Annotated in this window: 22 protein-coding genes; 10 read left to right on the top strand and 12 right to left on the bottom strand. The window is 62.4% G+C overall.

Annotated elements, in window-relative coordinates; translation table 11 throughout:
* The first annotated feature begins 28 nt into the window (after positions 1-28).
* The 3 genes from R3F00_RS05770 to R3F00_RS05760 all read left to right on the top strand — a co-directional run bounded on the left by R3F00_RS05770 (position 29) and on the right by R3F00_RS05760 (position 4,251).
* Positions 29-1,612: a GMC family oxidoreductase gene (locus R3F00_RS05770; RefSeq protein ID WP_371280786.1), complete on the top strand. Its 1,584-nt coding sequence runs from the start codon at positions 29-31 to the stop codon at positions 1,610-1,612.
* Between the two features lie 312 nt (positions 1,613-1,924).
* A complete protein-coding gene (locus R3F00_RS05765; RefSeq protein WP_371280785.1) occupies positions 1,925-3,046 on the top strand; it encodes a YjgN family protein in 1,122 nt (373 codons plus the stop codon).
* The gene (locus R3F00_RS05760; RefSeq protein ID WP_371280784.1) at positions 3,043-4,251 is read left to right on the top strand and encodes a M48 family metallopeptidase; all 1,209 of its coding nucleotides are present in this window, start codon (positions 3,043-3,045) and stop codon (positions 4,249-4,251) included. The genes R3F00_RS05765 and R3F00_RS05760 overlap by 4 nt, the downstream gene beginning before the upstream one ends.
* Before the next feature lie 149 nt (positions 4,252-4,400).
* Here the strand turns inward: R3F00_RS05760 and R3F00_RS05755 are convergent, their stop codons facing one another.
* The 4 genes from R3F00_RS05755 to R3F00_RS05740 form a co-directional block, all read right to left on the bottom strand.
* On the bottom strand, positions 4,401-5,345 hold the full coding sequence (locus R3F00_RS05755; RefSeq protein ID WP_371280783.1) for an electron transfer flavoprotein subunit alpha/FixB family protein: 945 nt from the start codon (positions 5,343-5,345) through the stop codon (positions 4,401-4,403).
* Between the two features lie 21 nt (positions 5,346-5,366).
* A complete protein-coding gene (locus tag R3F00_RS05750) occupies positions 5,367-5,681 on the bottom strand; it encodes a hypothetical protein (protein ID WP_371280782.1) in 315 nt (104 codons plus the stop codon).
* Positions 5,678-6,424 carry an EtfB protein gene (locus tag R3F00_RS05745; RefSeq protein ID WP_371280781.1) on the bottom strand — a complete coding sequence of 249 codons (747 nt, stop codon included), beginning with the start codon at positions 6,422-6,424 and terminating at the stop codon, positions 5,678-5,680. Before R3F00_RS05745 ends, R3F00_RS05750 begins: the two co-directional genes overlap by 4 nt.
* Positions 6,425-6,708: 284 nt before the next feature.
* Positions 6,709-7,614 carry a RimK family alpha-L-glutamate ligase gene (locus R3F00_RS05740; RefSeq protein WP_371280780.1) on the bottom strand — a complete coding sequence of 302 codons (906 nt, stop codon included), beginning with the start codon at positions 7,612-7,614 and terminating at the stop codon, positions 6,709-6,711.
* Positions 7,615-7,801: 187 nt separating this feature from the next.
* Here R3F00_RS05740 and R3F00_RS05735 point away from each other — a divergent pair, with 187 nt between their 5' ends.
* From R3F00_RS05735 to R3F00_RS05725, 3 genes are all read left to right on the top strand, one after another.
* Complete coding sequence (locus R3F00_RS05735) at positions 7,802-8,740, top strand: aminotransferase class IV (RefSeq protein WP_371280778.1); 939 nt, start codon at positions 7,802-7,804, stop codon at positions 8,738-8,740.
* Positions 8,737-9,489: a hypothetical protein gene (locus R3F00_RS05730; RefSeq protein ID WP_371280777.1), complete on the top strand. Its 753-nt coding sequence runs from the start codon at positions 8,737-8,739 to the stop codon at positions 9,487-9,489. The genes R3F00_RS05735 and R3F00_RS05730 overlap by 4 nt, the downstream gene beginning before the upstream one ends.
* A 149-nt stretch (positions 9,490-9,638) precedes the next feature.
* Entirely contained in the window at positions 9,639-10,904 is a 1,266-nt protein-coding gene (locus R3F00_RS05725; protein ID WP_371280776.1) for an FG-GAP repeat protein, read from the top strand.
* 37 nt (positions 10,905-10,941) lie between these two features.
* Here the strand turns inward: R3F00_RS05725 and R3F00_RS05720 are convergent, their stop codons facing one another.
* Genes R3F00_RS05720 through R3F00_RS05700 form a run of 5 tightly spaced genes read right to left on the bottom strand, consistent with a single transcriptional unit; the run spans position 10,942 to position 17,564 of the window.
* Positions 10,942-11,586 carry a response regulator gene (locus R3F00_RS05720; RefSeq protein ID WP_371280775.1) on the bottom strand — a complete coding sequence of 215 codons (645 nt, stop codon included), beginning with the start codon at positions 11,584-11,586 and terminating at the stop codon, positions 10,942-10,944.
* A complete protein-coding gene (locus R3F00_RS05715; RefSeq protein WP_371280774.1) occupies positions 11,583-12,374 on the bottom strand; it encodes a sensor histidine kinase in 792 nt (263 codons plus the stop codon). Before R3F00_RS05715 ends, R3F00_RS05720 begins: the two co-directional genes overlap by 4 nt.
* Positions 12,371-15,718: a protein kinase gene (locus R3F00_RS05710; RefSeq protein ID WP_371280773.1), complete on the bottom strand. Its 3,348-nt coding sequence runs from the start codon at positions 15,716-15,718 to the stop codon at positions 12,371-12,373. The genes R3F00_RS05715 and R3F00_RS05710 overlap by 4 nt, the downstream gene beginning before the upstream one ends.
* Positions 15,715-16,656: an FHA domain-containing protein gene (locus R3F00_RS05705; protein WP_371280772.1), complete on the bottom strand. Its 942-nt coding sequence runs from the start codon at positions 16,654-16,656 to the stop codon at positions 15,715-15,717. Before R3F00_RS05705 ends, R3F00_RS05710 begins: the two co-directional genes overlap by 4 nt.
* An 11-nt stretch (positions 16,657-16,667) precedes the next feature.
* Entirely contained in the window at positions 16,668-17,564 is an 897-nt protein-coding gene (locus tag R3F00_RS05700) for a DUF6689 family protein (protein ID WP_371280771.1), read from the bottom strand.
* Positions 17,565-17,888: 324 nt separating this feature from the next.
* On the opposite strand from R3F00_RS05700, the gene R3F00_RS05695 reads away from it, so the two are divergent.
* Positions 17,889-19,109, top strand: a complete 1,221-nt coding sequence (locus tag R3F00_RS05695; RefSeq protein WP_371280770.1) for a hypothetical protein — start codon at positions 17,889-17,891, stop codon at positions 19,107-19,109.
* A gap of 204 nt (positions 19,110-19,313) precedes the next feature.
* Positions 19,314-20,780 (top strand): DUF5666 domain-containing protein, encoded by a 1,467-nt coding sequence (locus R3F00_RS05690; protein WP_371280769.1) that lies wholly within the window; start codon positions 19,314-19,316, stop codon positions 20,778-20,780.
* A 145-nt stretch (positions 20,781-20,925) separates the two neighbouring features.
* Here the strand turns inward: R3F00_RS05690 and R3F00_RS05685 are convergent, their stop codons facing one another.
* The 3 genes from R3F00_RS05685 to R3F00_RS05675 all read right to left on the bottom strand — a co-directional run bounded on the left by R3F00_RS05685 (position 20,926) and on the right by R3F00_RS05675 (position 24,599).
* Positions 20,926-22,167 (bottom strand): GGDEF domain-containing protein, encoded by a 1,242-nt coding sequence (locus R3F00_RS05685; protein ID WP_371280768.1) that lies wholly within the window; start codon positions 22,165-22,167, stop codon positions 20,926-20,928.
* 292 nt (positions 22,168-22,459) lie between these two features.
* The gene (locus tag R3F00_RS05680) at positions 22,460-23,413 is read right to left on the bottom strand and encodes an MBL fold metallo-hydrolase (protein ID WP_371280766.1); all 954 of its coding nucleotides are present in this window, start codon (positions 23,411-23,413) and stop codon (positions 22,460-22,462) included.
* Positions 23,414-23,561: 148 nt separating this feature from the next.
* Positions 23,562-24,599: a diguanylate cyclase gene (locus tag R3F00_RS05675; RefSeq protein WP_371280765.1), complete on the bottom strand. Its 1,038-nt coding sequence runs from the start codon at positions 24,597-24,599 to the stop codon at positions 23,562-23,564.
* 284 nt (positions 24,600-24,883) lie between these two features.
* On the opposite strand from R3F00_RS05675, the gene R3F00_RS05670 reads away from it, so the two are divergent.
* Together R3F00_RS05670 and R3F00_RS05665 are read left to right on the top strand one after the other, a co-directional pair.
* Positions 24,884-25,669, top strand: a complete 786-nt coding sequence (locus R3F00_RS05670) for a DUF2092 domain-containing protein (RefSeq protein ID WP_371280764.1) — start codon at positions 24,884-24,886, stop codon at positions 25,667-25,669.
* A complete protein-coding gene (locus R3F00_RS05665; RefSeq protein ID WP_371280763.1) occupies positions 25,666-26,097 on the top strand; it encodes a hypothetical protein in 432 nt (143 codons plus the stop codon). Before R3F00_RS05670 ends, R3F00_RS05665 begins: the two co-directional genes overlap by 4 nt.
* Positions 26,098-26,231 lie beyond the last annotated feature (134 nt).

Here is a 26,231-nt window from a genome sequence, read left to right as displayed (position 1 = left end):
GGAAATCCCTTGCAGAATCCAGCGTCTCATGACTTATGACTACGTGATTGTCGGTGCCGGCTCGGCCGGCTGCGTGCTGGCTGACCGCCTCAGCGCCGATGCCTCCAAGCGCGTACTCCTGCTCGAGGCCGGCGGTCGCGACTGGCATCCGTTCATTCACATGCCTGCCGGCATCGGCAAGCTGGCCGAAAATCCTCGCCACAACTGGAACTACAACACCGAGCCGGAAGCCAATCTTGACGGTCGCCGCTTGTGGTGGCCGCGCGGCAAGGTATTGGGCGGTTCCAGTTCGATCAATGCCATGTGCTACATCCGCGGCGTCGCCGGCGACTATGACGACTGGGCCGAGAAGTCCGCTGATCCGCGTTGGGCCTGGGACAACGTGCTTGGCTATTTCAAGCGCTCGGAAACCAATACGCGTGGCGCCGACGCGCTGCATGGATCCGATGGCCCGCTCAGTGTGGACGATCTGCGTCATCACAACCCGCTCTCCGACGTCTTCATCGAAGCGGCCGAGGCAGCGGGCTTCGAGCGCAACAATGATTTCAATGGCCAGCGCCAGGAAGGATTCGGCTTCTATCAGGTCACCCAGAAGAATGGCGCGCGCTGTTCGACCGCCGCATCCTTCCTGCGCGAAGCACGAGGGCGCTCCAACCTGACCATTCGCACGCATGCACAGGTCCAGCATGTATTGCTTGCCGGTGAGCGCGCCTATGGCGTCGACTATCGCCATCATGGTCGCCTCAAGCGTGCCGAGGCCGGGGAAGTCATCCTGGCCGGTGGAGCGCTCAACTCGCCGCAACTGCTGATGCTCTCGGGCGTCGGTCCGGCAGCGCATCTCGGCGAGCTGGGTATCGGTGTGCGCCACGACTTGAGCGGTGTTGGCGGCAACCTGCAGGATCACCTCGACATCTGCACGCTGGTTCGCTGCACCGAGGCGATCACGTACGACCAGGCCAGCGATCTGGCGGTGGGTCTCGAGTTCCTGTTCAAGCGCAGTGGCATCGGTACTTCGAACATCGCCGAATGCGGTGGCTTTCTGCGCTCGCGCCACGCAGAGGATGATCGCTGCGACATGCAATTCCACTTTGTGCCCGCGTTGCTGGACGATCATGGTCGCAACAGGCTCGATGGTTATGGCTATACCGTGCACGCCTGCTTGCTGCGACCCAGATCGCGTGGCCGCCTTCTGCTCAAGTCTGCAGATCCGCAGCAGCCGATCGCCATTCATGCCAACTACCTCAGCGATCCCGAGGGCTACGACATGAAGATGATGATCGAGGCAGCGCGACAGTCGCGCAGGATCCTTGCCCAGGTTCCCTTCGATCGCTATCGCGGCGCGGAGATCCATCCGGGCGCCGATATAGAAGACGATGCGGTGGCCGAGGCGTTCGTCCGGCGCAAGGCCGAAACGGTCTACCACCCGGTCGGCACCTGTCGCATGGGAACCGATGATGGAGCTGTCGTCGACAGCGAATTGCGTGTGCGTGGTGTCAGCGGGCTGCGTGTCGTCGATGCCTCGGTGATGCCCTCATTGCCGGGTGGAAATACCAACGCCCCCACGATCATGATCGCCGAGCGCGCTGCGGATCTGATCCTTGGAAAAGGCTAGTCTTTCTCCAAGGTATCGAGTGGCAATTGCCTGGCTTGCCTGTTGAGCCGGAGCGCCACGGAAATCATGAGTAGCCCGAACGGCGGCCACCCCGTCTATTGCCGTTATCCCGGCCTGCACCGGGATGACGAAGCGTTGTTGCTTCGGTCTCATGTTGATCAGCAGAGCCACGCACAATCACGACCGGCTCGAAGGACAGTGAATCCGCTGGCCGGGAAAACAATGCCCGACGCTGTGCCGCATGTCCGTTCAGGATCGCCTGAGTTCGCGTACACTTTCGCGCGGACAAGGGGAAACTGACAGGGAGTCTTCATGCACGAGGACATCATCGCGACGCTGCCGCCATTGCCGGAGCCGCCGGTTCCGTCCGCGCCGTCGTATTGGAGGTCGGCGCCGAATCCGGCGCCCGCGGAGTATGCGTTCCAGTTCGACGGCTCGGCGCGTGAGTACTTCCGCATCTGGATCGTCAATCTTGCTCTGTCGATCCTGAGCCTGGGAATTTTTTCTGCCTGGGCCAAGGTGCGGACCCAGCGCTACTTCTATGGTTGCACGCGGCTTGCTGGCGTTCCGTTCGAATATCTCGCGAAGCCGCTGCCGATCCTCAAGGGCCGCATCATTGCGGTTTTCCTTTTTTCCTCGTACGTGATCGCTGGTCAGTACAGCATTGGCATGCAGCTCGGCCTTGCCTTGCTGATCGCCGTGCTGGCTCCCTGGCTGATCGTCCGTGGCGCTGCATTCAAGGCTCGCTACTCGTCCTGGCGAGGCCTGAATTTCCGTTTCATCCCGGACTACGGAGAGGCCTACATCCGATTTCTCGTACTCGGCATTCCGCTGATCCTGACTCTGGGCATGCTCTATCCGTGGGTCAAGGGCAAGCAGAAGGAGTTTCTGGTCGAGAGTCATCGCTACGGCGGCAACTGGTTTCGATTCCTGCTCACTCCCGGAAAGTTCTATCCGCCGTACCTGATTGCCTGGGGGGCGATAACCGGCTGGATGATGCTCTCGAGTTTTCTGATGGTAGGGTTGATCATGCTCAGTTTTGCATCCGGTGGTGCGGATGAAGAGCCGCCGGCTGCGCTCATGATGAGTCTCATTGCAGTCATGTACTCCGGTTACTTTGTGGTCCTGGCATTCCTCGCAGCTGCGATCTCGAACCTGATCTACAACCATGTGGAAATCGATGGCCGACGCTTTCGTTCCACTCTCAAGGGACATCGCCTGCTGTGGATCTATGCCGGCAACACGGTTGCGATCCTGCTCAGCGCGGGTTTGCTGATCCCGTGGGCGAAGGTGCGGCTCGCGCGCTACCGCGCCGAATGTCTCAGCGTACTCAGTGCCGATGATTTCAATGGTATGCGCGCCGAGAGTTCATCCGGCATCGATGCCATAGCCGCGGAGGTGGATGGTCTGTTCGACATCGACATCGGCCTGTGAACGCATTCAGGGGACAGTTTTTCGACGGCAGGAGCAGCCGGATCCACGATGTGGAAGTCCGCCGTGTGGACGCTGGCAGCATTCGTGTGTTCGGAGCGGAGATTGAACGCACGGAATTGATCGCCAAACTGCGCCTGACGCCGCGACTGGGTCGGACCACGCGTACGCTGGAATTCCCTGATGGCGCACGCGTGCTGACGCAAGACCAGGAGGGCCTCGATGCCTGGTTCCCCAGCGAGGATCGCCTGCAGCGGCTGGTCGACCGGCTCGAACGCCATGCCCACGCGGTGGCGGCCTCGATCGTGATCTGTCTGGCCGCGGGCATCGCGACCTTTGTCTGGGGCGTGCCGTGGATGTCTGATCGCATCGCGGCAGAGTTGCCTGCGGACATCGAAGGCGCGCTGGGCAGGGAAGTGCTGGCCCAGCTTGACCAGTTCTTCGGATTCGCGGCCAGCAAGATCGATACGGCCCGTCAGCAGGAGTTGACCGAGCGCTTCGCTCGACTCACTCGGGACATGCCCGATGCCTCCGGCTATCGACTGCTCTTCCGCGATGCGCCCGCGATCGGCCCGAACGCGCTGGCCATTCCGGGGGGTGATGTCGTGATCACCGACCAGCTCGTGGAGCTGTTTTCGGACGATCGCGAATTCGATGCCGTCCTCGCGCACGAACTCGGCCATCAGCAGCATCGTCATGCCTTGCGTCAGACCCTGCGCAGTTCGTTTGTGCTGGTCATCGCTGCGCTGTTCGCCGGTGATGTCAGTTCGGCCAGCGCAATCGTGGTCGGCGTACCGACCTTCCTGCTGCAAAGCCACTACTCGCGAGGATTCGAGGAGGAGGCCGACGAGTATGCGTTCGATACGCTGGTTGCGCACAACGTTTCGCCATCATGGTTTGCGCAAGCCATGCGCGAGCTCGACGATTACTACGATGTCGAAACGGCCGAAGGCGCGGCATATCTGTCCAGTCACCCCAGTACCAGCGACCGCATCATTGCTGCGCAAGAGTCGGGCCTTGCGTTCGTTGCCAACCATCCTGAATTGGCCAGGGACGAACCCGGTTACGACGCCTGCGCGGAAGAAGGGATCTGCGAAGACGACTGGTATGACGAGGACTACTACGAAGAAGGGTGCGCTGACATCCAGTGCGTGATTGATCGCTCGGGTGTCGAATTCGAGTCGGATGAGGATGCTTCCGGGGATTGAGCAACATTCGATTTCGAGAAGAAGCTTCAGCCTCGACGCAGCGTTTCGAATCGTGACGAAAGGCATCGCGACTGAAGGCTGCTCCTGCCGATGATATGGATGTTGACGCGGGTTTCGATTGGATTCCCGCGTCGTTGCTTCGTTGTTCGTTACAGGGCAGCCTCAAGCTCCGGGACGATCTTGAACAGGTCGCCGACCAGTCCGAAATCGGCCACTTCGAAAATCGGAGCTTCGGCATCCTTGTTGATGGCGACAATCGTGCCGGCGTCCTTGATTCCGGTCAGATGCTGGATGGCACCGGAAATACCGATTGCAACATACAGCTCCGGAGCGATGATCTTGCCGGTCTGCCCGACCTGCAGGTCGCTCGGCACGTAGCCGGCATCGACTGCTGCCCGAGATGCGCCTACGGCTGCGCCGATCTTGTCGGCCAGCTTGTAGATGATCTCGAAATTTTCCGACGAACCGAGTGCGCGGCCGCCGGAGACGACCTTGCTCGCACCCTGCAGGTCCGGGCGGTCGCTCTTGCCCTGGGCCAGTTCAACGAAGCGCGTATGCGAAGGCAGGCTGACCTCGACCGTGGCCGCCTCGACCGCTGCGTTCGCCGAGCCCGCCGCCGCGGCCGGCCAGGACGCGGTGCGAATCGTCGCCACAACCACGCTCGATTCGGGTGCCTCCACCGTGATGATCGCGTTGCCGGCATAGATCGGGCGCTGGAAGCTGTGCGCGCCGGCCACGCTCATGACGTCGGACACCTGGGCCACGCCGAGCAGGGCGGCTACGCGCGGCATCAGGTCCTTGCCGAAGGTGGTCGAGGGTGCGAACACATGGCTGTAGCCATTGCCGGCAACCGCCGCAACCTGTGGTGCGAAGATGGCTGCGAGTGCGTGCGCATTCTCGGCGCGCGAAACAGTCAGAACCTTGTTCACGCCGTCGATTTTCGCTGCCTCGGCGGCGACCGATGCCGCATCGGCGGCGAGTACCAGCACATCGATGGATTCGGGCTTGATGGCAACGGCGGCGCTGACGCAGCGTGCGGTGCTGGAATTGAGCTTGCCGTCCAGGTGCTCGGCGATGATGAGAATCTTTGACATGGATGTTTCCTCGCTGAAACCTTATTGAGTCGTTTCGTCGACTGTCATGTAGATGATGACGCAGGCACTGCCAATCGCTTGCATGCCGTCACCGCCGTTGCAATCGGCGGCATTGATCGAGGGCAGGACGCAGCCCAGGCCGTCTTCCCACTCGCCCAGGCCTTCACAGGCGGCCTTGGTGACGGCGCAGGTGTCGTTGCTGGTATTCCAGATGCCCTTGCTGGATGCGCAGATCGATTCCGCGGAACGCGCGCTCGCCGGATCGGCGGCCTGGCTGCCCGCGGCCATGGCCGGCAGGCAGAAAAGCAGGGGCGCAAGCGTTGCCGCAAGCCTCATGCCAGACCCTTGGCCTTGAGCGCCGCCACCAGTTCGCCGACGTCCTTGACCATCACGCCCTTGCTGCGTTTTGCCGGCGGCTCGTGCCTGGTGGTCTTCAGGTGATCTCCCGACTCGACGCCCAGATCGGCGAAGGCCAGGGTTTCCAGAGGCTTGGACTTGGCCTTCATGATGTCGGGCAGCTTGATGAAGCGCGGCTCGTTCAGGCGCAGATCGGTGGTGATCACGGCCGGCAGGTCGACTTCGATGGTCTCGAGTCCCGCATCGACCTCGCGAGTGACTTTCGCGGCCTTGTCGCTGATCTCGATCTTCGATGCAAACGTGGCCTGCGGACGATCCCAGAGCGCGGCCAGCATCTGTCCGGTCTGGTTGCAGTCGTCGTCGATCGCCTGCTTGCCGAGAATGACGATTTCGGGCTGTTCCTTCTCGATCAGCTTGAGCATGGCGCGCGCCGCGGTCAGCGGCTGGATGGCCTCCTCGGTGACGACATGAATGGCGCGATTTGCACCCATGGCCAATCCGTTGCGGATATGTGCCTGGGCATTGGCCGGGCCGATCGTGACAACGACAACTTCGCTGGCGATGCCCTTCTCGCGCAGGCGCAGGGCTTCTTCCAGGGCAATGTCATCGAAAGGATTGGCAGACAGCTTGACGCCGTCGGTGACCACGCCGGAGCCATCAGGCTTGACCTGGATGCGCACGTTGTAGTCGACGACGCGCTTGTAACCGACCAGGATCTTCATCTCGCGAAATTCCTTTGCAGGGAAACAGGATGGGCCGATTGTAACGTAGGGCGCTGCGGCGGACCGAAACTGTGCGGCATCGCGTCACCCCGTGGCGAGTTGCAGCGGAAACCATCCGCGGGTTCCCGCCTCGCCATGGCAGAGTGGCGTAGCGACCCCGCGAACGCGGTTATCCACAGCAGGCGTGGACAGGCCTGTGGACAATTCCTGTATGAAGACGCGCCGGGCCGCATGCGTGTTGGCCGGGACTACAGAATGGTTACCCCTTGCCCAGCGAATCTGAATCAGCCCTGGCCCTCTGACCGGCAGTGCGCGAGCAGGCAGGTGGCAAACCGCTGCGCCGATCCGGCGGCGTGGTCGAAGAACAGCGAGGGTTCGGTCAATTCCAGTTCCAGCAGGACCGGGGTACCGTCGTCCGCACGGATGAGGTCGACGCGGGCGTAGGCGGGCAGGTTCGCGAACGGCAGGGCGGCCAGTACCCTGGCGGCCAGTTCCAGCTCGTCGGCGGAGGCCTCGCGTGGATCGATCTGTTCGGTCGCATACAGCTCGGTGGTCGGCCCTTCATCCGGACGCAACAAGGGTCCCTTGCGGATCGCATGGCTGAACTGGCCGTCGAAATGGATCAGAGCCGTTTCGCCGGCCTCGTCGACACGATCGAGATAGGGCTGCAGGAGCACGCTGCGCCCGGCATCAAGCAGCCGGGCGATATGCGCGGTCGCGGCATCCGTGCGACCCCGTCCGTGGCGCTGGGTGTCGCGTGAACCTGCGCCGATGGCCGGCTTGATTACGATTTCGGCGCAGTCGGGATGATCTTGCAAAAAGGCATGCAGGGCTGAAGCGGCGTCATCACCCGGCTCGACGAAGGCGCTCGGAACGATCGCGACATCCTTTTTCGCCAGTTCGGCCAGATAGTGCTTGTCGGTATTCCAGCGCACGACCTCGAATGGATTGAGCAGGCATGTCTGTCCGCTGATGCGCCCGGCCCAGGCCAGGAATTCGACAATGCGATCGGTGTAGTCCCAGCAGGAACGCAGCACGCTCAGGTCGAACCCTGACCAGTCGATCGCCGAGTCATCCCAGTCGACGATCGAAACCTGTGCGCCCTGTGCCGCGAGCGCCTGTTCCAGAGGCGCCAGATCCTCATCAGTGGGGCGTGCGACTCGCGTCGTCACCAGGGCGATCTTTGGCATGTGCGGAACTCCGGAAAAGTGCGCCATCCTGCCCGCTGCCTGTTGAATGCTCAAGGTGCGCGCCAGTGCGACCGAGAAGGCCGGGTCAGGTCTGCTTGGTGTATCGTCCTGTCGCGCCATTGCGAACCCGCCCCCGACTGAAGTCCGCGTCGCGAGGCATGACACATCATTCCGAGGACCCGCGCGCATGACCCATGGCAGCCATGACTATGTCGACGATCCACGCAATCGCACCATCCTGATCTACGTCAACGGCGAGATGAAGCGACGAGAAGAGGCGACCGTTTCGGTATTCGACTCGGGTTTCATTCTGGGCGACGGCGTCTGGGAGGGCTTGCGTGTCGTCGATGGCTATCCCGCCTTTCTGGACGCGCATCTTGATCGGCTCTACGAGGGTGCCAAGGCCATTGCCATGGACATCGGTCTGGATCGCGAGGCGCTGACCGCCGCCATCCAGTCCACCCTGCATGCCAACGACATGCATGATGGCGTGCATGTTCGTCTCATGGTCACGCGCGGCCTCAAGCGCACGCCGTACCAGGATCCGCGCGTGGTGATTGGCCCCGCCACCATCGTGATCATTCCCGAGTACAAGAATCCGCTACCCGAAACCGCCGAACGGGGCCTCAAGCTGTTTACCGTTCACGTACGCCGCGGCTACCCCGACGTGCAGGATCAGAAGCTCAACAGTCACAGCAAGCTCAACTGCAGTACCGCTTGCATCCAGGCTTACACGGCTGGCGCCGATGAAGGCTTGATGCTCGATCCCCACGGTTTTGTCGCAACCTGCAATTCGACCCACTTCTTTATTGCACGCAAGGGTGAAGTGTGGACCTCGACCGGACAGTATTGCCTTGGCGGCATCACGCGCTCGAATGTGCTGGCGGTTTGCCGTGAAGCCGGCATTCCGGCGCTCGAGAAACCCTTCAGCCTGACCGATGTCTATGCTGCGGAAGAGGCCTTTGTCACCGGCACGTTTGCCGGTGTCGTTCCGGTGCGCGAGATCGACGGACGCATCATCGGCACTGGAACACGCGGGCCGATCGTCGAGCGCATCCAGTCGCTGTACAGGGATCTGGTCCGGCGCGACATCGCTGCACGCAAGGCCAGGACGATATCGGCATGAGTGGCGAAGGCTACGGTCCGCTGCGCATCGCGATGTGGTCGGGGCCGCGCAATCTGTCCACGGCCATGATGCGGGCCTGGGAAAATCGCGGGGATTGTGCGGTCAGCGATGAGCCCTTCTATGCCTACTATCTTGCCGCAACCGGCTCCGACCACCCGATGGCTGAGCAGATCATTGCCGATGGCGAGACCGACTGGCGCAGCGTTGCCAGGACGATGACCGGTCCAATTCCCGGCGATCGACCGATCTGGTACCAGAAGCACATGTGTCATCACATGCTGGATTCGATCGATCACGACTGGATGAGCAGACTCGTGCATGCCTTCCTGATCCGCGATCCCGATGAAGTAGTTGCCTCGTATCTGCGCTCGCGCGATACCGTCAGTGCCGAAGAAATCGGCTTGCCGCAAGAGGCCCGACTATTCGACGAAGTCTGTGATCGGCTCGGTGAAGCGCCGCCCGTGATTGATGCCGACGAATTCCTGCACGCGCCCGAAGCGCAACTGCGCGCGCTATGCGAACGATTCGGCATTCCGTTCAAGCCAGGCATGCTGGAGTGGCCGGTCGGACCGCGCGACAGCGACGGCATCTGGGCGCCGCACTGGTACGAATCGGTGTGGAATTCGACCGGCTTCGAACCGCCGCAGCAGCGCGACATCCATCTCGAAGGCGAGGGTGCCCGTGTTGCCGAGGCCTGCCGGCCGCTGTACGAAAAACTCTACCAGCATCGACTGCGTGCCACAGCCTGAATGGTTCAGAGCAGACTGTCCTGAAACGGACAGAAAAGCAGCACGGTCCGAGTCCGTACTGCAGTGCCTGAGACAAATCACCCAGTGCCAGCTTGACCCGGTTCGGCACGGCGTGGCTAAGTGCAGGCATGATCGCGCGAATTCCCTCCATGGCTTCCCGAACACGGCAACGCAGCGTCGCTTCGAGGCGCCGGTCGCGCCCGTTCCGTGCCCCTGCGTTTCTTGCGCTGGCGCTGATCGCTTCCGCGGCGACGGCGCAGACGCAATTGCTGGCGCCAACCGACATCGCCGCAGAACTGGCCTATTCCGTGGCCCTGGATGGCTCCCTGCTGGCCGCCGGAGCGCCCGGGGCCGCGATGAGCAGTGGTCAGGTTTATACGTATGCCTGCAACGGCCAGAACTGCGCGCCCGCTGTCGCGCTGGTACCGATGGACCTGAATGCGGGCGACGTGTTCGGCGCTTCGGTCTCGCTATCCGGAACCACTCTTGCGGTCGGAGCACCTGGCCAGGCAGGAGGCAGCGTCTATGTCTTCGTGAACGATGGTCCGGGCTGGTCGCTGCAGCAGAAGATCGTCGCCATGCCGGCTCTGCCCGGCGAAGGTTTCGGCACCGCTCTGGCCGTCGAGGGGGATCGTCTGGCCGTGGGCGCACCCGGTGCCGACGGCAATGCCGGTGCGGTCTACGTATTCGAGCGCAACGGCCTGACCTGGTCGCAAGCGGATCGCCTGCAGGCGACCGACGCAAGCAGCGGTGATGCATTGGGCAGCAGCGTGGCCCTGAGTGCCGATACGATTGTGGCCGGCGCGCCCCAATGGGCATCCGCAGCGGCCGGTGCCTACAGCCAGGGCGCCGCCTACGTGTTCGAGTTTGTTTCGCCTGGCTGGATCCAGCAGGCCCGGTTGTTGCCGACCGTCTCGGGCAACGGCGATACCTTCGGCCATGCGGTCAGCCTGTCGGGCAATCGCGCGGCGATTGGCGCGCCACTGGCCGAGCTGCGCACGGGCAGTGTCTACCTGTTCGAACGTTCCGGCCCGATCTGGTCCCAGCAGACCCAGCTCGCGGCGCCGTTCGGACTCCCCGCTGACCGCTTCGGCTGGTCGGTTTCGCTGGATGGCGATCAGGTTCTCGCGGGTGCGCCGTTTGCGCTGGACGGATGCGGTGGCAGCACGCTTTTCGTACGCTCGGCGGGAATCTGGAACGCCAGTACCGATCCCGCCCTGTCACGGACCCTGCCCGGCGGTCTGGTCGGCTGGTCGGTCGCCACGAAGGGACAGTCCTGGATGGTCGGCGTGCCCGGCTACAGTGGCGCGCCCAGCCATGTCGGTGCGGCCTTCTGGCAGGACGGGTCCGATGGCTTGTTCAGTGGCGGATTCGATGATGCCGGGGCCGAGACCTGCCTGGCACTGGCCGATTAGCGGTTGAGCGACGTGTGCGGATTGCCGGCACGTTCCATCAGTCGAGCAAGCCGTGCTTCACGGCATAGCGGATCAGCTCGGCGGTATTGCGTGCTCCGAGCTTGTCCATGGCACGAAAGCGATGATTTTCCGCAGTTTTCGTACTGATATCGAGATGTTTGGCGATCTCCTTGGTGGTCATCCCTTCCACGATCAGATGAAAAACCTGACGCTCGCGATCGGTCAGGTCACGGTACGGATCCTCGATCCGGCTGTTGGGTTGCTGAACCTGCTGCGCGAGCACGCGCGAGGCGTGCGTGCCGAAATAGCCGCGACCATTGGCGAGTGAACGCACAGCACCCAGAAGCTCCTCGCTGGCGCTGTCCTTGAGCAGGAATCCGGCGGCGCCGGCACGCACTACGTGCAGCACGTACTCCTCTTCGGCGTGCATGGTCAGCACGAGGATACGGGTCTGTTCCAGTTCCCTGGTCAGGCGCCGGATGACTTCGATCCCGTTGAGTTTCGGCATCGAGATATCCAGCACGATGACATCCGGCTCGGTCTGCAGTGCGAGTTCGACGGCCGTCATGCCGTCCGCAGCCTGAGCGACGACACGGCAATCGTCGCTGCCGTTGAGCAAGGCGACCAGACCTTCGCGAAGAATCGTATGGTCATCGGCGACCAGCACCCGAATCGTTTTCATGGCTCGCCAGATCCGATGTCGAGCGGCAGGCGGGCGCGCATTTGCAGCCCTTCCCCTGGTTGCGAAGTCAGCTCAAGCTGGCCGCCAAACAGTTGCACGCGCTCGCGCATGCTGGCCAGGCCCGAGCTTTCGCTTTCGCTGGAGCGACGCAAGGCCTGTTCGACATCGCAGCCACATCCATCATCCACGACCAGCAGCAGCAGGCTGTTTCCGCGCCGGGTCAGGCGTACGACCACGTTTTTTGCCCTGGCGTGCTTGAGTGCGTTGGCCAGTGCCTCCTGGACAACACGAAAGATCAGGGTTGACAGGTCGCTATCCATCTTCGATGGGAGCTCGCCGACATCCACTTCGATCATGCATGCGCTGCCCTCTGAACTGTAGCGGGCCAGCCATTGCAGGGCGGCTTCGAGGCCGAGATCATCAAGGATCTGGGGGCGCAACAATCGCGACAAGGTGCGCACTTCGGAGATCGCGGTCTCGCACAGCGTGAACGCCTGTTGCAGTCGGTGATCTTCGCTGCATCCCGGGTTCTGGCTGAGCCCATGCAAGCGGTGCTGCAAGGCAGTCAGGTGCTGGCCGATACCGTCGTGCAAGTCGCGTGCGAGTCGCCGACGTTCGTTCTCCTGTACGCGCCAGACTGATCTTGCAAGTTGCTTGAAGTGATCCTCGCCGGCCTGCAGCTGCGCGAACAGTCGACTTTGCTGCTCGGCAAGGCGCTGAAGTTCACTGCGCATCTTCAGGTTTTCGTCCCCGGCAGCTTGCCGGGCACCGATTGGAGACGTCGTCATGGTGTCTGTTCCGGTTTCATTCCAATTGATTTTGCGTAGTCCGACAAGTCCTGTCGCTGGGCAGGCGGTGTCCTCTGCATCAGCTCGTCGAGATTCTTTTGCGCAAGCTTCCGAGCCTGCGATGCCGCGGCGCTGTCTTCGGCGAAGAGCCGCGATCCAAACTGGTGGATCGCAAACGCGCGCGCATAGGAAGGAAGGCGTGCGAGGAGGTTGCGCGCCTCCTGGTAGTCGGGTGCTGCTGTGGGTCCACCGAGCTGGATGGATGTTTCGGCAAGGGTGAGGCGCAAGGGCATGCTGGCATAGCGAACCAGCTCTTCCTTGACGATACGCAACTCCTTGCCGGCGGCGTCGGGTTTTCCGAGTGCGCCGAGTATGCGTACCTTGAGCAGTCGCGACAGCAGTTCCGCCCCGTAGCTGTGGACCTTTTCTGCGTCGGCGATGGCCGCCTCGGCCGCACTCAACGCTTCATCGGTGCGACCCTGGGCGAAGGTGATCTCGGCCTGGCGCCAACGCAAAGTGCTGGCCTGCTCCGCGACATCGTCCTGATCCAGTTCACTGATCGCCTGCTCGGCGCCACTCCAGTCGCCAAGATCCGCCGCAATGGCGCTGCGCAATAGCAACATCTCGGTGATGCCGCGCTGATCCTTGCGCTGCACGAAGTCGGCCAGGGCATCGTCGACCTCCTCGCTGGCCGATTGCATGCGGCCTTCGAGGCGATCGAGTTCGGCCAGGGTCGCCACGCTGATCGTGTTCTCCTCGGCCATCTGCATCGATTCTGCGGTGCTCAGGCTGTCTTCAAGCAGGCTGCGTGCGGTCTTCCAGTCGCCGCGCGCAATCTCTGCCAGCGCCTGGCTCTGGTGCGCATGGACCAGACCGTAGCGATCATCGATCTTCTCGTAGGTGGCCGCCGACTGTTGCCAGTAGGTCTGCGCATTGTCGAACTCGCCGAGCTGGTAGTAGGCATAGCCGACGTTGTTGAGGCTTTCACCAATCGAGCGTTCATCGCCCAGGCTCTGGCGCAGGCGCAGGCTGTCGCGATAGGCAGCGAGGGCGTCGCGATAATTGCCCTGCTCCTCGAAGAGGGCGCCCCTGGCGTTGGAGAGGTCGGCAAGTGCGCGGCTGTCACCCAGTTCTTCGGTAATGCTGCGGGCCTGGTCAAGCGCGTCCTCGGCCGGCTTGAACATGCCCTGCATCGACAGCACGGTCGACAGGTTGCGTAGGCTGGCGGCCTGGCCGCGACGATCGCCAATGGCCTCACGCTGGGCCACAGCCCGGCGCAGCTGTTCGGCGGCAGCCTCCATCTGTCCCAGTCTGCGATAGCCAATGCCATAGGCATGGCTGACATCGGCGCGCATGACCTTGTCGCCGAGGCGATTGGACAGCACATCGGCACGAACCAGGTAGTCGTCGACGGCCGGCTTGGCATCGCCCGCCTGGATCGAATACTTGCCCAGTGCATACCAGGCATCGATGTTGCGCGGGTCTTCGGCAACCACCGCTTGAAGTTGCTTGATGGCGACGTCGAAGTTGCCGAGCTCCGCTTCACTGCGTGCCTGCAGCAGGCGCGCCGGGTGATCGCCGGGTACCCGCGAAGCCGGATCCGCCAATGATGTCTGCGCCGCCTCCGGATCTCCGAGAAGAATCTGTGCGTAGGCCAGCGCGCGCCGTGCTGCATGGGTGTCGAGGCCGGCCAGGCTTTCGCTGGCGCTGGCAGCCAGATCGGCGGCATCGGCACCGCGCCCGTTGCGATCCAGCCGATACAGCAGTTGCCACCACAATTCCGGATTGTTGAACTGCCTCGCTGTGACACGCATCGTTTCGATGTCGCCAGCGATGGCGTCCGTGCCGCTTGCCTTGCCCAGTTCTCGCAATACCGCAGCGTCAGGCCAGGCAAGCGTGACCGCGGGCTTGCCCAGCTGTGGCCACAGGCCGGCGAACAGGGCATCCAGTGCCGCGGGCAATTCTTCTTCGCTGGCAGCGGTCTGCTCGGCGCTCCATCTGGGTTCTGCGGAAGTCGTATCGACCAGCCTCAGCTTGAGCGTCCAGCCCTTGTCGCCATGCTCGATTTCTCCTTCCAGAGCCTGCCTGGCGCCCACCACGTCCAGTACGCGCTGGTGCTGGCGGTCGGCAGCGGAGGCGTCGTAGCCGAGTTCGACCAGGGCGCGCTCGACCCGCAATGGATCGGCACTTCGCAACGAAGGGTTGTCACTGAGTTGCACGCCCAGCCACTGGCTGATGCCAGCGGCGAGGTCGCGATCTCCACTGTCCGCGTCGCTCGCCCAGGGCAGTGGCAACAGGTCGACTTGCGCAGTTTGTATTGCTGGCATATTGCCGGCCTGCGCTGGAACGTTTTGGTTGCGCCAGACCCAGCTGGCGCCGGCGAGCAGTACGAGGCCGAGCACCAGCGCGGCCCAGCCGAGCCCGCCCATGGGTGCGCGCGGGCGACCTTGAAGGCTTCCACTATCGATTGCCTTGACCACCGCTTCCGCCGAGGCGATACGTCGCGATACGCGAAGTTCGAGCAACCACGCGCACAGCTTCACCGCAAACGGCGGCAGTTCTGGCACGACCGAGTCGGCCGGTGGTGGATCGCGGACGATGCGCTGGACCAGCATTTCAGCCGGAGTGCCGCCTCGAAATGGCAGCGTGCCGGTCAGCATTTCGAACAGGATCAGGCCCAGCGCATACAGGTCGCTGCGTGCATCGAGGGGTTCGGCACGAGCCTGTTCGGGAGACAGATATTCCGGCGTGCCGATGACTACGCCGCTGCCGGTGATGCCGGTCTCGCCTGCCGTGCGTGCGACTCCGAAATCGGTGATGCGCACTTCGCCGGACGCATCGACCAGCACGTTGGCCGGCTTGAGATCGCGATGGATGACGTGCCGCGCGTGTGCAGCGGCCAGGCCGAGCGCGAGCTGGCGGGTGATCTCCAGCGCACGTTCCGGGCTGAACTTGTGCTCGTCGTTGAGCAGGCGTTCCAGCGACGGACCATCCACATAGTCCATGCTGATCAGCCAGGCCTGCTCGTGCCGGACCAGATCGTGGATGCGCACTACGTGGGGCGAGGACACCTGACGGGCGAGGAGCAGTTCCTTGCGGAAGCGCTCGAATGCATCGGGCCGGCTGGCCAGCTCCGGACGCAACAGTTTCAGTGCGACGTCGATGTCCAGCTCGATGTCATGGGCCTGGTAGACCAGCCCCATGCCGCCCATGCCGAGGATGCGAATGATGCGGAAGCGCCCGCCAACGATCTCGCCGACCGCAAGTTCCCGCTGCGCCATCATGCCGGTGACCGTCGCGGCGACTCCGGGATCCGGCTGGAAATCGCGGGTGCCGGCGGTCATGCAGAACTTTCCCGTTGCGTCAGTCGCATGCTGCCGGTCCATTGCGGTGCCGGGCCCAATTCGGCGCTGCGGCCATCCGCATCGACGTTGAGCAGTGCGGATACTTCGGCCAGGCTCGCCTCGAGTTCAAGCGCCGACATCACGTTACCTGCATGTCCGACCAGGGCATCGAGCAATTGTGCATCCAGATCACTGTAGACCCGTTCGGCCTCATCGGTGTCGGCATAGACCACGCCGACGACCTTGTCCTCATGCAGCAAGGGTATCGCCAGCAATGCGCGGATGCCCGCGTCGAGCACGCTGGCCTGCTGCATCAACCAGGCCTGATCGCGCTGGTCGCTCAGAAAGACCGGGCGCCGCGCACTGATCGCGCGATCAACCGCGCTGCGGCTGCCCAGGAAGGCGTGTCCTGAAAGTTCCTCGGGCCTGATCGCATAGCAGGCACGCACGCGCCATTCGCCACGATGGTCGGCACTGAGCAGGAAGCCACGTCGTGCTTCGGCGACATCGACGATTCCGCGCAGCAGATCGGCGATCAGACGCTGCGCCTGAGCGCCATGGCGCAGGCGCGAATTCCAGACCAGGGATGAGTGACGTCGGCGCTCCTGAACGGCGATGCGCGCCTGCTCGGCAGCCGGATCAACAATTTCGAAACGCACATAGACGTCACCAGTCGCAAACCACATGCCATCGAACAGGGGATTGTGCGCGGGCAGCGGCTGGCCGTCGATTCGCGTGCCGTTCTTTGAGCCGAGATCTTCGGCTGTCCAGTGATTCTCGTCGTAACGGCGCAGTTTGACGTGTCGCCTCGAAATCGATTCGTGCTGGATGACGACATCGCACTGGGGGTCGCGTCCGAGCACGATTTCGGACGCGCTTCCCAGATCGCAAACGTGAACTGCTTCGTCGGGAACATGGATGCTGAGTCGGGCCGTCACCGCTGCGGCACTCAGGGATCGCCGTTGAGGCGGCCCAGCAGGAATTTGAGGTGACCGGAGCGCGAGACGACTTCGCCTTCCAGGTTCTCGAGATCGCGCGCACTGCGCCAACGGTTCGGCAGTGCCGGACCACCCAGCGCACCGCAATGTGCGTCCATGTCATCCAGGCGTGCGATGGCTTCGGCATAGTTGCCGGCGGCAAAGGCAGACTGACTGACGCTGCGATCGTTGCCCAGGGTCGTGCTGGCGGTGGGGCCGATCGCCGCATTGCCGATCGTGATGCCGAGATCGGCAAACGCAGCCACGGTCTCGCTGGCGTAGTCCTGCAGCTGGTCGACGACCAGCACGAATTCCGAGAAGGTGCCGCCGCAGCCGCGCGCCCGCACGCTGCCCGCATCGACCTGTGCGGTGATGTTGCGGTAGCTGCCGCCGATCGGCGCCTTCATCAGTCGATAGGGCGATTGCGGGTTCCAGACCAGGTTGTCGGCATCGAACTCGGCATCGTAGTCGTCCTCGAATTCCAGGCCGCAGGCGACCGGGGGCTCGATGGTGACGCGTAGCGGCAGGGCAGGGTCGATGCTCTGATTGGCCGGGTCGGGCAAGCGGCTCTCGACATCGGCGATGGCCGCGGCATCCATGACTTCGACGCTGAATCCGACGCAAGGCACGGTGAGGTTCACGAGGCTGCCCGGATTTTCCGGGTCAAGATGGAATTCGAGGTCGAAGCCCATCTCGAAGTCCGGGCCATTCGGATTCGGCAGGCAAATGTCCGCCTTGAACTTGCGGTCGTCGACGATGCTGGTTTCGACAATGCAGGGGCCCCCGGCAAGGGCATGACCGAACGGCGCCATGGCCGAAAATGCGACCAGAGTCAGCAGGAGCAGGAGCGGGGTGCGATGTGTCAGCACGGAATCCTCGGGCCCGGTTGGGGCATCTTAGCGATGATGGCGATCCGGAGCGAGTCAGGCCGCGAACGCATCAGACATGTTCATATTGACTGAATCTGACCCGAGCCGCCGCGCAGGTCAATCCGGGGAAACACCCAGCGTACCGTTGAGGGGCTGATTCCATGACGGATGGCTGCCCTTCGCTACCCAGACTTGCATTCGAATGGCGCTGGGGCCTTGCGGTGGCCTGCACTGGGTGAAAGCCCTGATGTTCAGCGGACGGGATGCGTTCTATCGTGGTTTCGTCGCAATTGGCGATGATTTCCCCGCTTGCTGGAGTTCCCCATGATGACCTTCCCCCCACTGCGCCGCACGCTACCGATACTTGTCCTGCTGGGCACTTTGGCCGCCGATGCGGGCGCAATTACGATCACGCGCGAATTCGCGGGTACCTGGTACGACCCTGCCCACTCTGGCCATGGATTCAACTTCGAAGTGGTCGGATCCGGCGGCAACAAGAACGTACTGGGCTCCTGGTACACCTACGACAATGCCGGCAATCCCACCTGGATCTCGGCGATGGGTCCGGTCCAGGGCGACACGGCCGTCCTTGCGGCCTGGTCGACCCAGGGCGGTGCCTTCGGCAACAGTTTCGATCCGGCCAATGTGCAAGTGAACAACAACTGGGGCACCCTGACGGTCAGGTTCACCAGCTGTACCCAGGGCACCGTGCAGTTCAACCCGAACGATCCTGCGCTGGCGTCCGGCTCCATGCCGATCACGCGCCTGAGCATGCCCTACAACAGCACCTGCAGCGGCGGTGTCTCGGGCGACACCAATCCGAGCAGTGGCGGCACCGGCGAGATCGTCCAGTTCATGAGCAACACCGGCGTTGTCCCGGCGGCGCAAGGCAAGCTCAAGTTCGAGGAATCACCGAGTCGCACGGAATTCAGCGCCGAGGCCGAGGATCTGCCGATAGGGGCCTATTCCCTGCGCGTCGATGGTATCCAGCGCGGCACCATCAATGTCGTCTCGGTTGCCGGCGGCACTGAGGGCGAACTCGAATTCCGCAGTCCGGTTGAACCGGGCAAGGTGCTGCTCGATTTCGATCCGCGCAACAAGCTCGTCCAGATCGCTCAAGGCAACACGGTTTTCCTGACTGCGACGCTGGGCAGCGCCGGCGCACCGCCACCGCCGCCGCCTCCGGGTGGTGGATCCGGGGCTCCTCCGTTCGGCAATGCGGAATATGAAATGAGTGTCGAGCCCGCGGGCAACGATGGCCCCGAACTGAAGGCCAGGCTGCGCCAGCGCTCGGACCGTGTCGATTTCAATGTCGAGCTTGAAGACCTGCCGGCCGGCACCTACGGATTGCTTGTCGACAACGTCAACCAGGGCAGCATCAATGTTGTCGCTGTGGCGGGTGGTACCGAAGGCGAGATCGAGTTCCGCAATCCGGTCGAACCGGGCAAGGAACTGCTCGATTTCGATCCGCGCGGCAAGGCCATCGATATCACTTCGAACGGCAGCGTCGTGATTGGCGGGCTGTTCCCGAACACGCCGCAATAGCGCAACCCTTGAAAACCGCGCCCGTAGCGCTCATCTTGCTGACTGTCATCCCCCAGTCCGGATGAGCGCCTCGGCCCGCGGTGCAGCGCTGCTCGCAATCGGGCGCTGAGCACGATCGCCGGCTTTCATGCCGGTGCTGGCACAATTGATTGAAGTGCCGCAACGCGACACGCGCCATGCCTACACGATCCAGGAAATCCGCTCATGATCCGCTCCGCCGATTCACGAACGATAGCCATCATTGCTGTCCTTGCATTTCTTGCGCAGACAGCGGTGGCCGCCGAGACCATCGATATCCAGGGTCGCCCAGTGCTGGTGGATTCGAACACCGTCATTGTCGTTGACGATGAAATACTCCCACCCGGCAGTCCCGTGCCAAACAGGCCCGGTCTGCGCGCGGAGGCCCGATTTGACAGTACTGCCATGCACGCGCCGCAAGGCGCCGTTGCCGCGGCAACAGTGATCTTCTCTTATGCCGTGCGAGGCTCGGTGACATCGACGGATCCATTGCGCGTGCTCGGTCAGGAAGTAACCGTAACCGGCGATACCGGTGCGACCGGTCTTCCCGGCGGCAGTGTCGACAACATCGCTGTTGGCGATCATCTGGATGTCAGCGGCTACGTCGACACCAACTCGAGCCTGCAGGCATCCTTCATCGAGTATCTGCCTGCTCTGACGCCACGTTGGTTGCTGTCGGGCTACGTGACTGCGGCCGATGCCAACGAGATCGAACTCGGCCCGCAGCGTGTGAGTCTTGCCGGCGTTACGCCGATCGATTGCGGCGCCAGCGTCGACGTCGGCGCATTCGTGGAAATCCGAGCCGATGGCATCGCCGGCTTCACCGCCGGCAGCGTTCTCGACACGGTGACGCGTCTGACCTGTGTGGCTCCGATGCCGCTTGGAACACCAGGTGCTCTGGGCGCACTGAATGGTGTCGTGGGTACCATTCTTTCCGATACTGCATTCGAGTTCGGGCCTTATATCGTCACCCATGGTGTTGATACGGAGTTTGCTTTCGGCAGTGCTGACGATCTCGCACCGGGCGCAACCATCGAAGTCGATGGCACTTTCGGCGAAAACCTCGCCTTCACGGCCGATGGCATCCAGTTCGACGCGCCAACGATTCGTCTTGAGGGGCCGGTGCAACCTGCCGATGTCGTTGCCGGTGCCGAAGGGACAGTCCATGTACTGGCCAATACGATCCGTCGATCGGCACAGTTGCGTGATGAAGATCTGATCTACGCAAATGGCCTTGCCCAGTCGAGCCAGGTGGAGGTGCGTGGCTACATCGACAGCCAGGGCGTGCTCTGGGCCACACGGGCGCGCACGCGCGGCAATCCAGATCCCGGCGACTCGCGCGCAGCCGGTCCGGTCGACAGCGTCAACCGACCGCTGCTGTCGGTGCTTGGCCTCACGCTCGATACCACCGACGCCACCGACTTCGAGGATCCCGCCGAAAACCCGATCGATGCAGACACGTTCTTTCTCGGCGCGTTGCCTGGAGCCATTGTCGAACAGAGTGGCAGCTGGGACGGTGTCGATACGCTGACGGGAGGCGTCGTCGCACTGATTGCCGAAGCGGATCCCCCGCCCGCTCCAGACGCGCTTCGCTTGCTGATCCTCGGCACCTTCGGTGGAGGAGATGCCGTCTTTTCGAACGGATTCGACTGAGATCGGGACACAATTGAATTCCCGTGGCAACCGCAGGCTGGCCAGTCCGACTTTGGAATAATTCTTCGACGGGGCCTGCTGGGGCGTCCCGCCAATACCTGCACTTGTTCATCACTCTTGAATTCCCGCCGTGCAAGGCCTGCTCCTATCGACTCGCGTCGCCTCGCGGATGTGGCGAGTCAGCGCTAACCGAATCTGGCAGCGCCTCGTTCGTATTGATGCTCGCAACCCGATTGCGTCCGTCGCGTTTTGCGGCGTAGAGCGCCTGGTCTGCTCTTGCCAGCGTTTCATCGATCGTTTCCGCGGGTCGCGCTTCGCAGACCCCCGCACTGAGTGTGAAGCGAATCTCCTCGCCGTCGTCAGCACGTACGAGCATTTGCTCGCAGGCGGCGCGAACCGCCTCGGCGAGCTCGGTCGCTTCCTGCCGTGTATTCCCGGGCAGGACGATGCAAAACTCCTCTCCGCCCATGCGCGCGACGAAATGGGTGGGCCGGGTCAATGCGCGCAGACTCTCGCCCAATGCATGCAGGACGCGGTCACCGGCGGCATGGCCATGGCGGTCGTTGATCTGCTTGAAATGATCGATATCCAGGACCACGGCGCTGAAGGGGGCGTGCCGACCGTTGCGCAATTCCTCGGTGCGACCGAGCGCGAGAAAGAATCCTCGCCGATTGAGCAGACCGGTCTGCCAGTCGACCATGGCCAGCTGCGCGTTCCGAGCGGCCAGCAGGGCGAATTGCAGGGCAAGACAACCCACGGCCAATGACAGCATGAACAGCATTGAAGTAACGCTGAAGAAGGTGCGGTGATAGCCGGGACTGACGCGCGCCGAAGTTGGTAGCACGTCGGCGAGGCTGGCATAGGACCAGATCAGAATCAGCATGTAGACCACAACGATGATGCGCAAGCGTCGGTAGATGCGCGCGATATCCGGCGTGGGCGACTTGCCGAGGCTGAATTGCAGGGCAAGCAGATACAGGGCCTGTCCGCTGGCCGTAGTGAGTACACGCCAGCGGGCGTTGGGCCAGAGCCACTCCCAGGCGATCAGGCTGATGATCGGAATGGCCAGCATCAGGACGATCAGCCAGAGCTGACGCGGCTGCCTGCCGAATTTCCAGAACCCGAGCAAGAAGCAGGCGCTCGAAGCGCCGAACGCGAGGTGATTGAATGTGGTGGACACGCTGTACCAGGGTTCTGGCAACGCGGTGGCATGAATGAAAAGGGCAAGGCCGTTGAGCAGCAGGCCCGCGGCCCAGAATCGCGTGCCGTTGCGCTGCTCGAGCTGGCTGCCGACGTAAACAAGCAGTCCGGCCAGCATGACCTGCATCATGCTCCGGCTGAGTGCCAGGGTCGGGATATCGAGAGGCGCGATGTTGAGTTCGATCATCGTTGGCAGCTGCCTGTCACCTCGACGGAGAGCCGCTCACCGGCCTGCTTGCACTATGCCAGCTCATTCGGGGGCTGGCGACTGCGTCGCGCGATTCCCGAAGTCGGGCCCGGATCAGCCAGCCGACGAGGCATCGGACATGCCAGGCCGTCAGTCCGCGAAGTTTTCCGGCGTACTCGATTTGTCGACGTGCCGGCAGGCGCGATATGTCTCGCGATTCTGTCAACGAAGAATGCAGGCCCAGGACCGCATTCTTCTTTCGCTATATCTCCCTGTCCGGGATGGACTCCGGTCAATGTTCATGACCATGACCGGACGGGTCCGACGAGGTCGCCGATGCATTCGGACTCTTGAGTCCGGCATACAACTGTCGCGTCATCTTCTCGGTGGTAATGAAACCCCAGTTCCACTTGTCGTGGTACTTGGCCAACGGGTTCATCGCAACAACCTCGTCTTCGGACTTTCCGGCCTTGATCTGCGCTTTGATCAGGGCGATCGAATCTTCCAGCATGTCGACGGAAGCCTTCAGATCGGCCTTGCCGGCAAGCGGACCGTGGCCGGGAATGATCCGGGTCTTGTCATCGACAAGGGCGAGTATCTGCTTTTGTGCGGCCAGATAGCCCTCGACGCTGCCACCGCTATCCAGATCGATGAACGGGAACAGGCCGTTGAACAGGACATCGCCGGTGTGGATCACGTTGGCGCCGCGGAACTGGATCACGCTGTCGCCGTCGGTATGCGCATGCGCAACATGAAAGAGGTGCGCGTCCTGACCGTTGAGATAGAAGTCCATCTCACGCGAAAACGTGATGACGGGAAGGGCAGCCTTCGGTGCCGGCTTCATGCCATCGGCGGTCTGCACTCCATGCTGGACAAGATGGCGGCGCAGGTTTTCATGCGCAACGATGTGCGCGCCGTCGCTGGCCAGGGTGGCGTTATTGCCCGTGTGGTCACCATGCACGTGGGTGTTGATCAGAAAATCCACAGGCTTGTCGGTCACGCTGGCAATGGCGGTCTTCATGATGTCGAGCATGGGTGGCATCGAGTCATCGATCATGACGACGCCGTCGTCACCAATAGAGAGTCCTATGTTGCCCCCGGTGAATCCGCCCACTCCCATCAACATGTAGAGGCCGGGTGCGACTTCGGTCGAGGAAAAGCTCAGTTCGGCCTTTTCTTCAGCATTGCAGGTCGTTGAGATGGCCACTAGTGCGGCCAGTGTGGAGCGGATGGCAAGATTGTTCATGGGAATGGCCCTCGGCTGGTTCATCTGGATTTCGGCAAGCATAGCGGTTGTGCAAATCAGACGGGTAGATCAGGGCGTGCGCCTGCCATGCGGACCGATCCGGGCAAGTGGACTGCAAACGCCGGTGTGGCGCACTGGTCTGTTCTTGCTACACGGTCTGCCGGACTGCAGTGTCTGACGAGGACGCGTCGATCACGCGGTTGCGACCGGCTCGTTTTGCAGCGTAGAGGGCGTCGTCCGCCTCCTGCAAAACGGTTCGCACCCTGGAGGTGCCCGGGTTCCACTCGGCGACGCCGATGCTGATCGTGACACGTACGCCGTCAAGATCGGCCTGCTCGACCGCTCTTCGCAGCTGCTCTGCGAGCTTGATGCCGGCGCCCTTCTCACGGTCGACCAGCATCACCGAGAATTCTTCTCCGCCGTAACGGAACAACGCGGTATCTGCATCGAGCACCGACATCATGGTTGCAGCCACGCCGGCAATGACCTGGTCTCCGACCAGATGCCCGTGCTTGTCGTTGATCGACTTGAACTGGTCGATGTCCATCAACAGGAATTCGCAGCGCGCATGACGCCCCTTGCCATCCACGAGGCTGTCGACAGCCTGGTTGAATGTCCGGCGATTCAGGCAGCCGCTGAGGGCGTCGTGGCTTGAGTGATAGCGAAGAAGGGAGCCGGCTTGCTGCTGCAGCATGGCGTAGGCATACATGAAGCAGACGGTAAGCCCGTAGCCTGCCGAGAAGCGGACAACTTCAATCGGTGCCAGCAGCAGGGCCGTAATCCACGCAACATACACGCCGTATACGATCATTGCCGCAAGCGCCGGGCCGGGACGCAGGAGAAAGACCAGCAGCGGTGGCAGGATATAGGCCCAGTGCTGCATGTTGCGGCCATGCTGCAGGCCGTAGGCCGGTACGAAAACCAGGAGCGCGGCGATAGTGAAGAAGAATATCGTGCCGCCCAGCCGTCTAGGCAAGAGCAGCAGGCCGAGGACGCTGGCCGACGAAACCGCGAGCGAGCCCCATGCAAGGGTTGCCGTGTCATTCAGTCCCAGGTGCGTATTGAGCATTCCAAGGACGGGCAACATGACCGTGATCAGGGTGCCGAGCACCAATGCAACGCGCCAGCGGACCGTATCGCGCAGGAGAACGAACGAGTCTTCGCGCTGCAGATTTTTCAGTGGCATGGTCGAGGCAGCCTGTCGCCGTCCCGCATCGCGGCGGACTCGCGGAGTGTCACACAGAATGCCTCCCAGGTGAGGCCGGGCAGGAATTCGCTCCAGGCAACGTCACGACTTGGCGAGAGTTCCGCTGACGCTCGCCGCAAACCCGCGGAGTGCAGGCATTGCGACCGCATCTGGTCTAATATCACCTCCTTCTCATCGCTGCAGATCTTCCCGCTTGAAGCCCGGGCCGAGCCGGGCGATGAGGATTCCATCCACCGCAGATCATTCCCAGAACGGAGCAGATGATGAATAACCTGGAACGCAAGGCGCATCGAGGGCTCACGAGAACAGGCTCGGCGCTCGCTTCGCTACTCATGGTCGTACTGTCGATTTCCTCCAGTGTCGCTGCCGAACCTGCGCTGGATTCCGAGGCCGATGCCTTGCTAAAGAAGATGAGCAATTACATGGCCGGGCTGAAGGCGTTCACGGTCGACGTCCACAACACTTCGGAGATCGTCGACACCCAAGGCCAGAAGCTCAACTTCTCCGCAAACGGTGAAGTCAGCGTCATGCGACCGAACATGCTCAAGGCACATCGGACTGACTCCAACGGAGAAACGTTTGCCTACTACGATGGCAAGAACGTAACCGTCTATGCCAAGAGCGAGAATTTCTATGCCGTCGCTGCAGCGCCGGGAGATTTCGACCAGGCCTTGGATTTCCTGCGCGACGCCATCCAGATCGACCTCCCGGGTGCCGACCTCCTCTACAACGACATCTACGCGGGCATGACCTGGAATCTCACCAGCTCGAGCTATGTCGGACTCGAATCCATAGGCGGGAAGATGGCGCATCATCTGGCATTCCGCACGCCGGAAGTCGATTTCCAGATCTGGATTCAGGATGGCGATCAACCGTTGCCGCTGCGCTATCTGATCACCTCGAAATGGGTGACAGCCGCGCCGCAATTCGGCGTATCGATGAGCAACTGGAATCTGAAGCCCAAGCTCAACGCGAAGATGTTCGAGTTCAAGGCGCCAGCCGGTGCACAGAAAGTTGATTTCGTAACGAGCCTGGAGGTTCAGCCATGATCGGCACACGCAAGTTCAAGAAGATCCTGCTGGGTGGATTGGCTCTGTCCCTGACCCTGACAGGTGCAATGTTGGTCCAGGAAACCATGCCGGGCACGGGCTTCAGCGTTATTTCCAGTGCCGAGGCGCGGGTTGGTCGCCCGCTGACTCCGGTCAGCTATGCCGGTGTCGCGCGTCGTACGACCCGTCGGACGGTTGCCTATGCCGGCGCTGCTACTGCGGCCGCAGTGGGCACGGCGGCTGTGGTCGGAACGGCCGCCGCAGTCGGTACCGCCGCTGCGATGTCGCCCCCACCGCCCGGCCCCAGTCTGGTCGCCTCCCCGCCACCCAACTGCACGCCGGATGGTTCGGTCTTTGTCTGCGGCGGTTACTCGTATCATCCGATGATGCAGGGTTCGACCGTGGTCTACTCCGTCCAGCCCGAGTAGCGCAATCGAAAAACCTGGCGCGTGCAATTCATCGCTCCCGCGGTGAATTGCATGCTGTCATTGTGGAGTCGGCTCCAGGCGGCCGCCTGTTGTGGTGTCGCCGGATCCATCCAGACCCGCCATTGCGTTAGGCG

This window comes from Dokdonella sp., from assembly GCF_041395345.1.
GTDB lineage: Bacteria > Pseudomonadota > Gammaproteobacteria > Xanthomonadales > Rhodanobacteraceae > Dokdonella.
The sequence above is the reverse complement of the archived record's forward strand: the minus strand, read 5'-3'. Positions and strand labels throughout refer to the sequence as shown.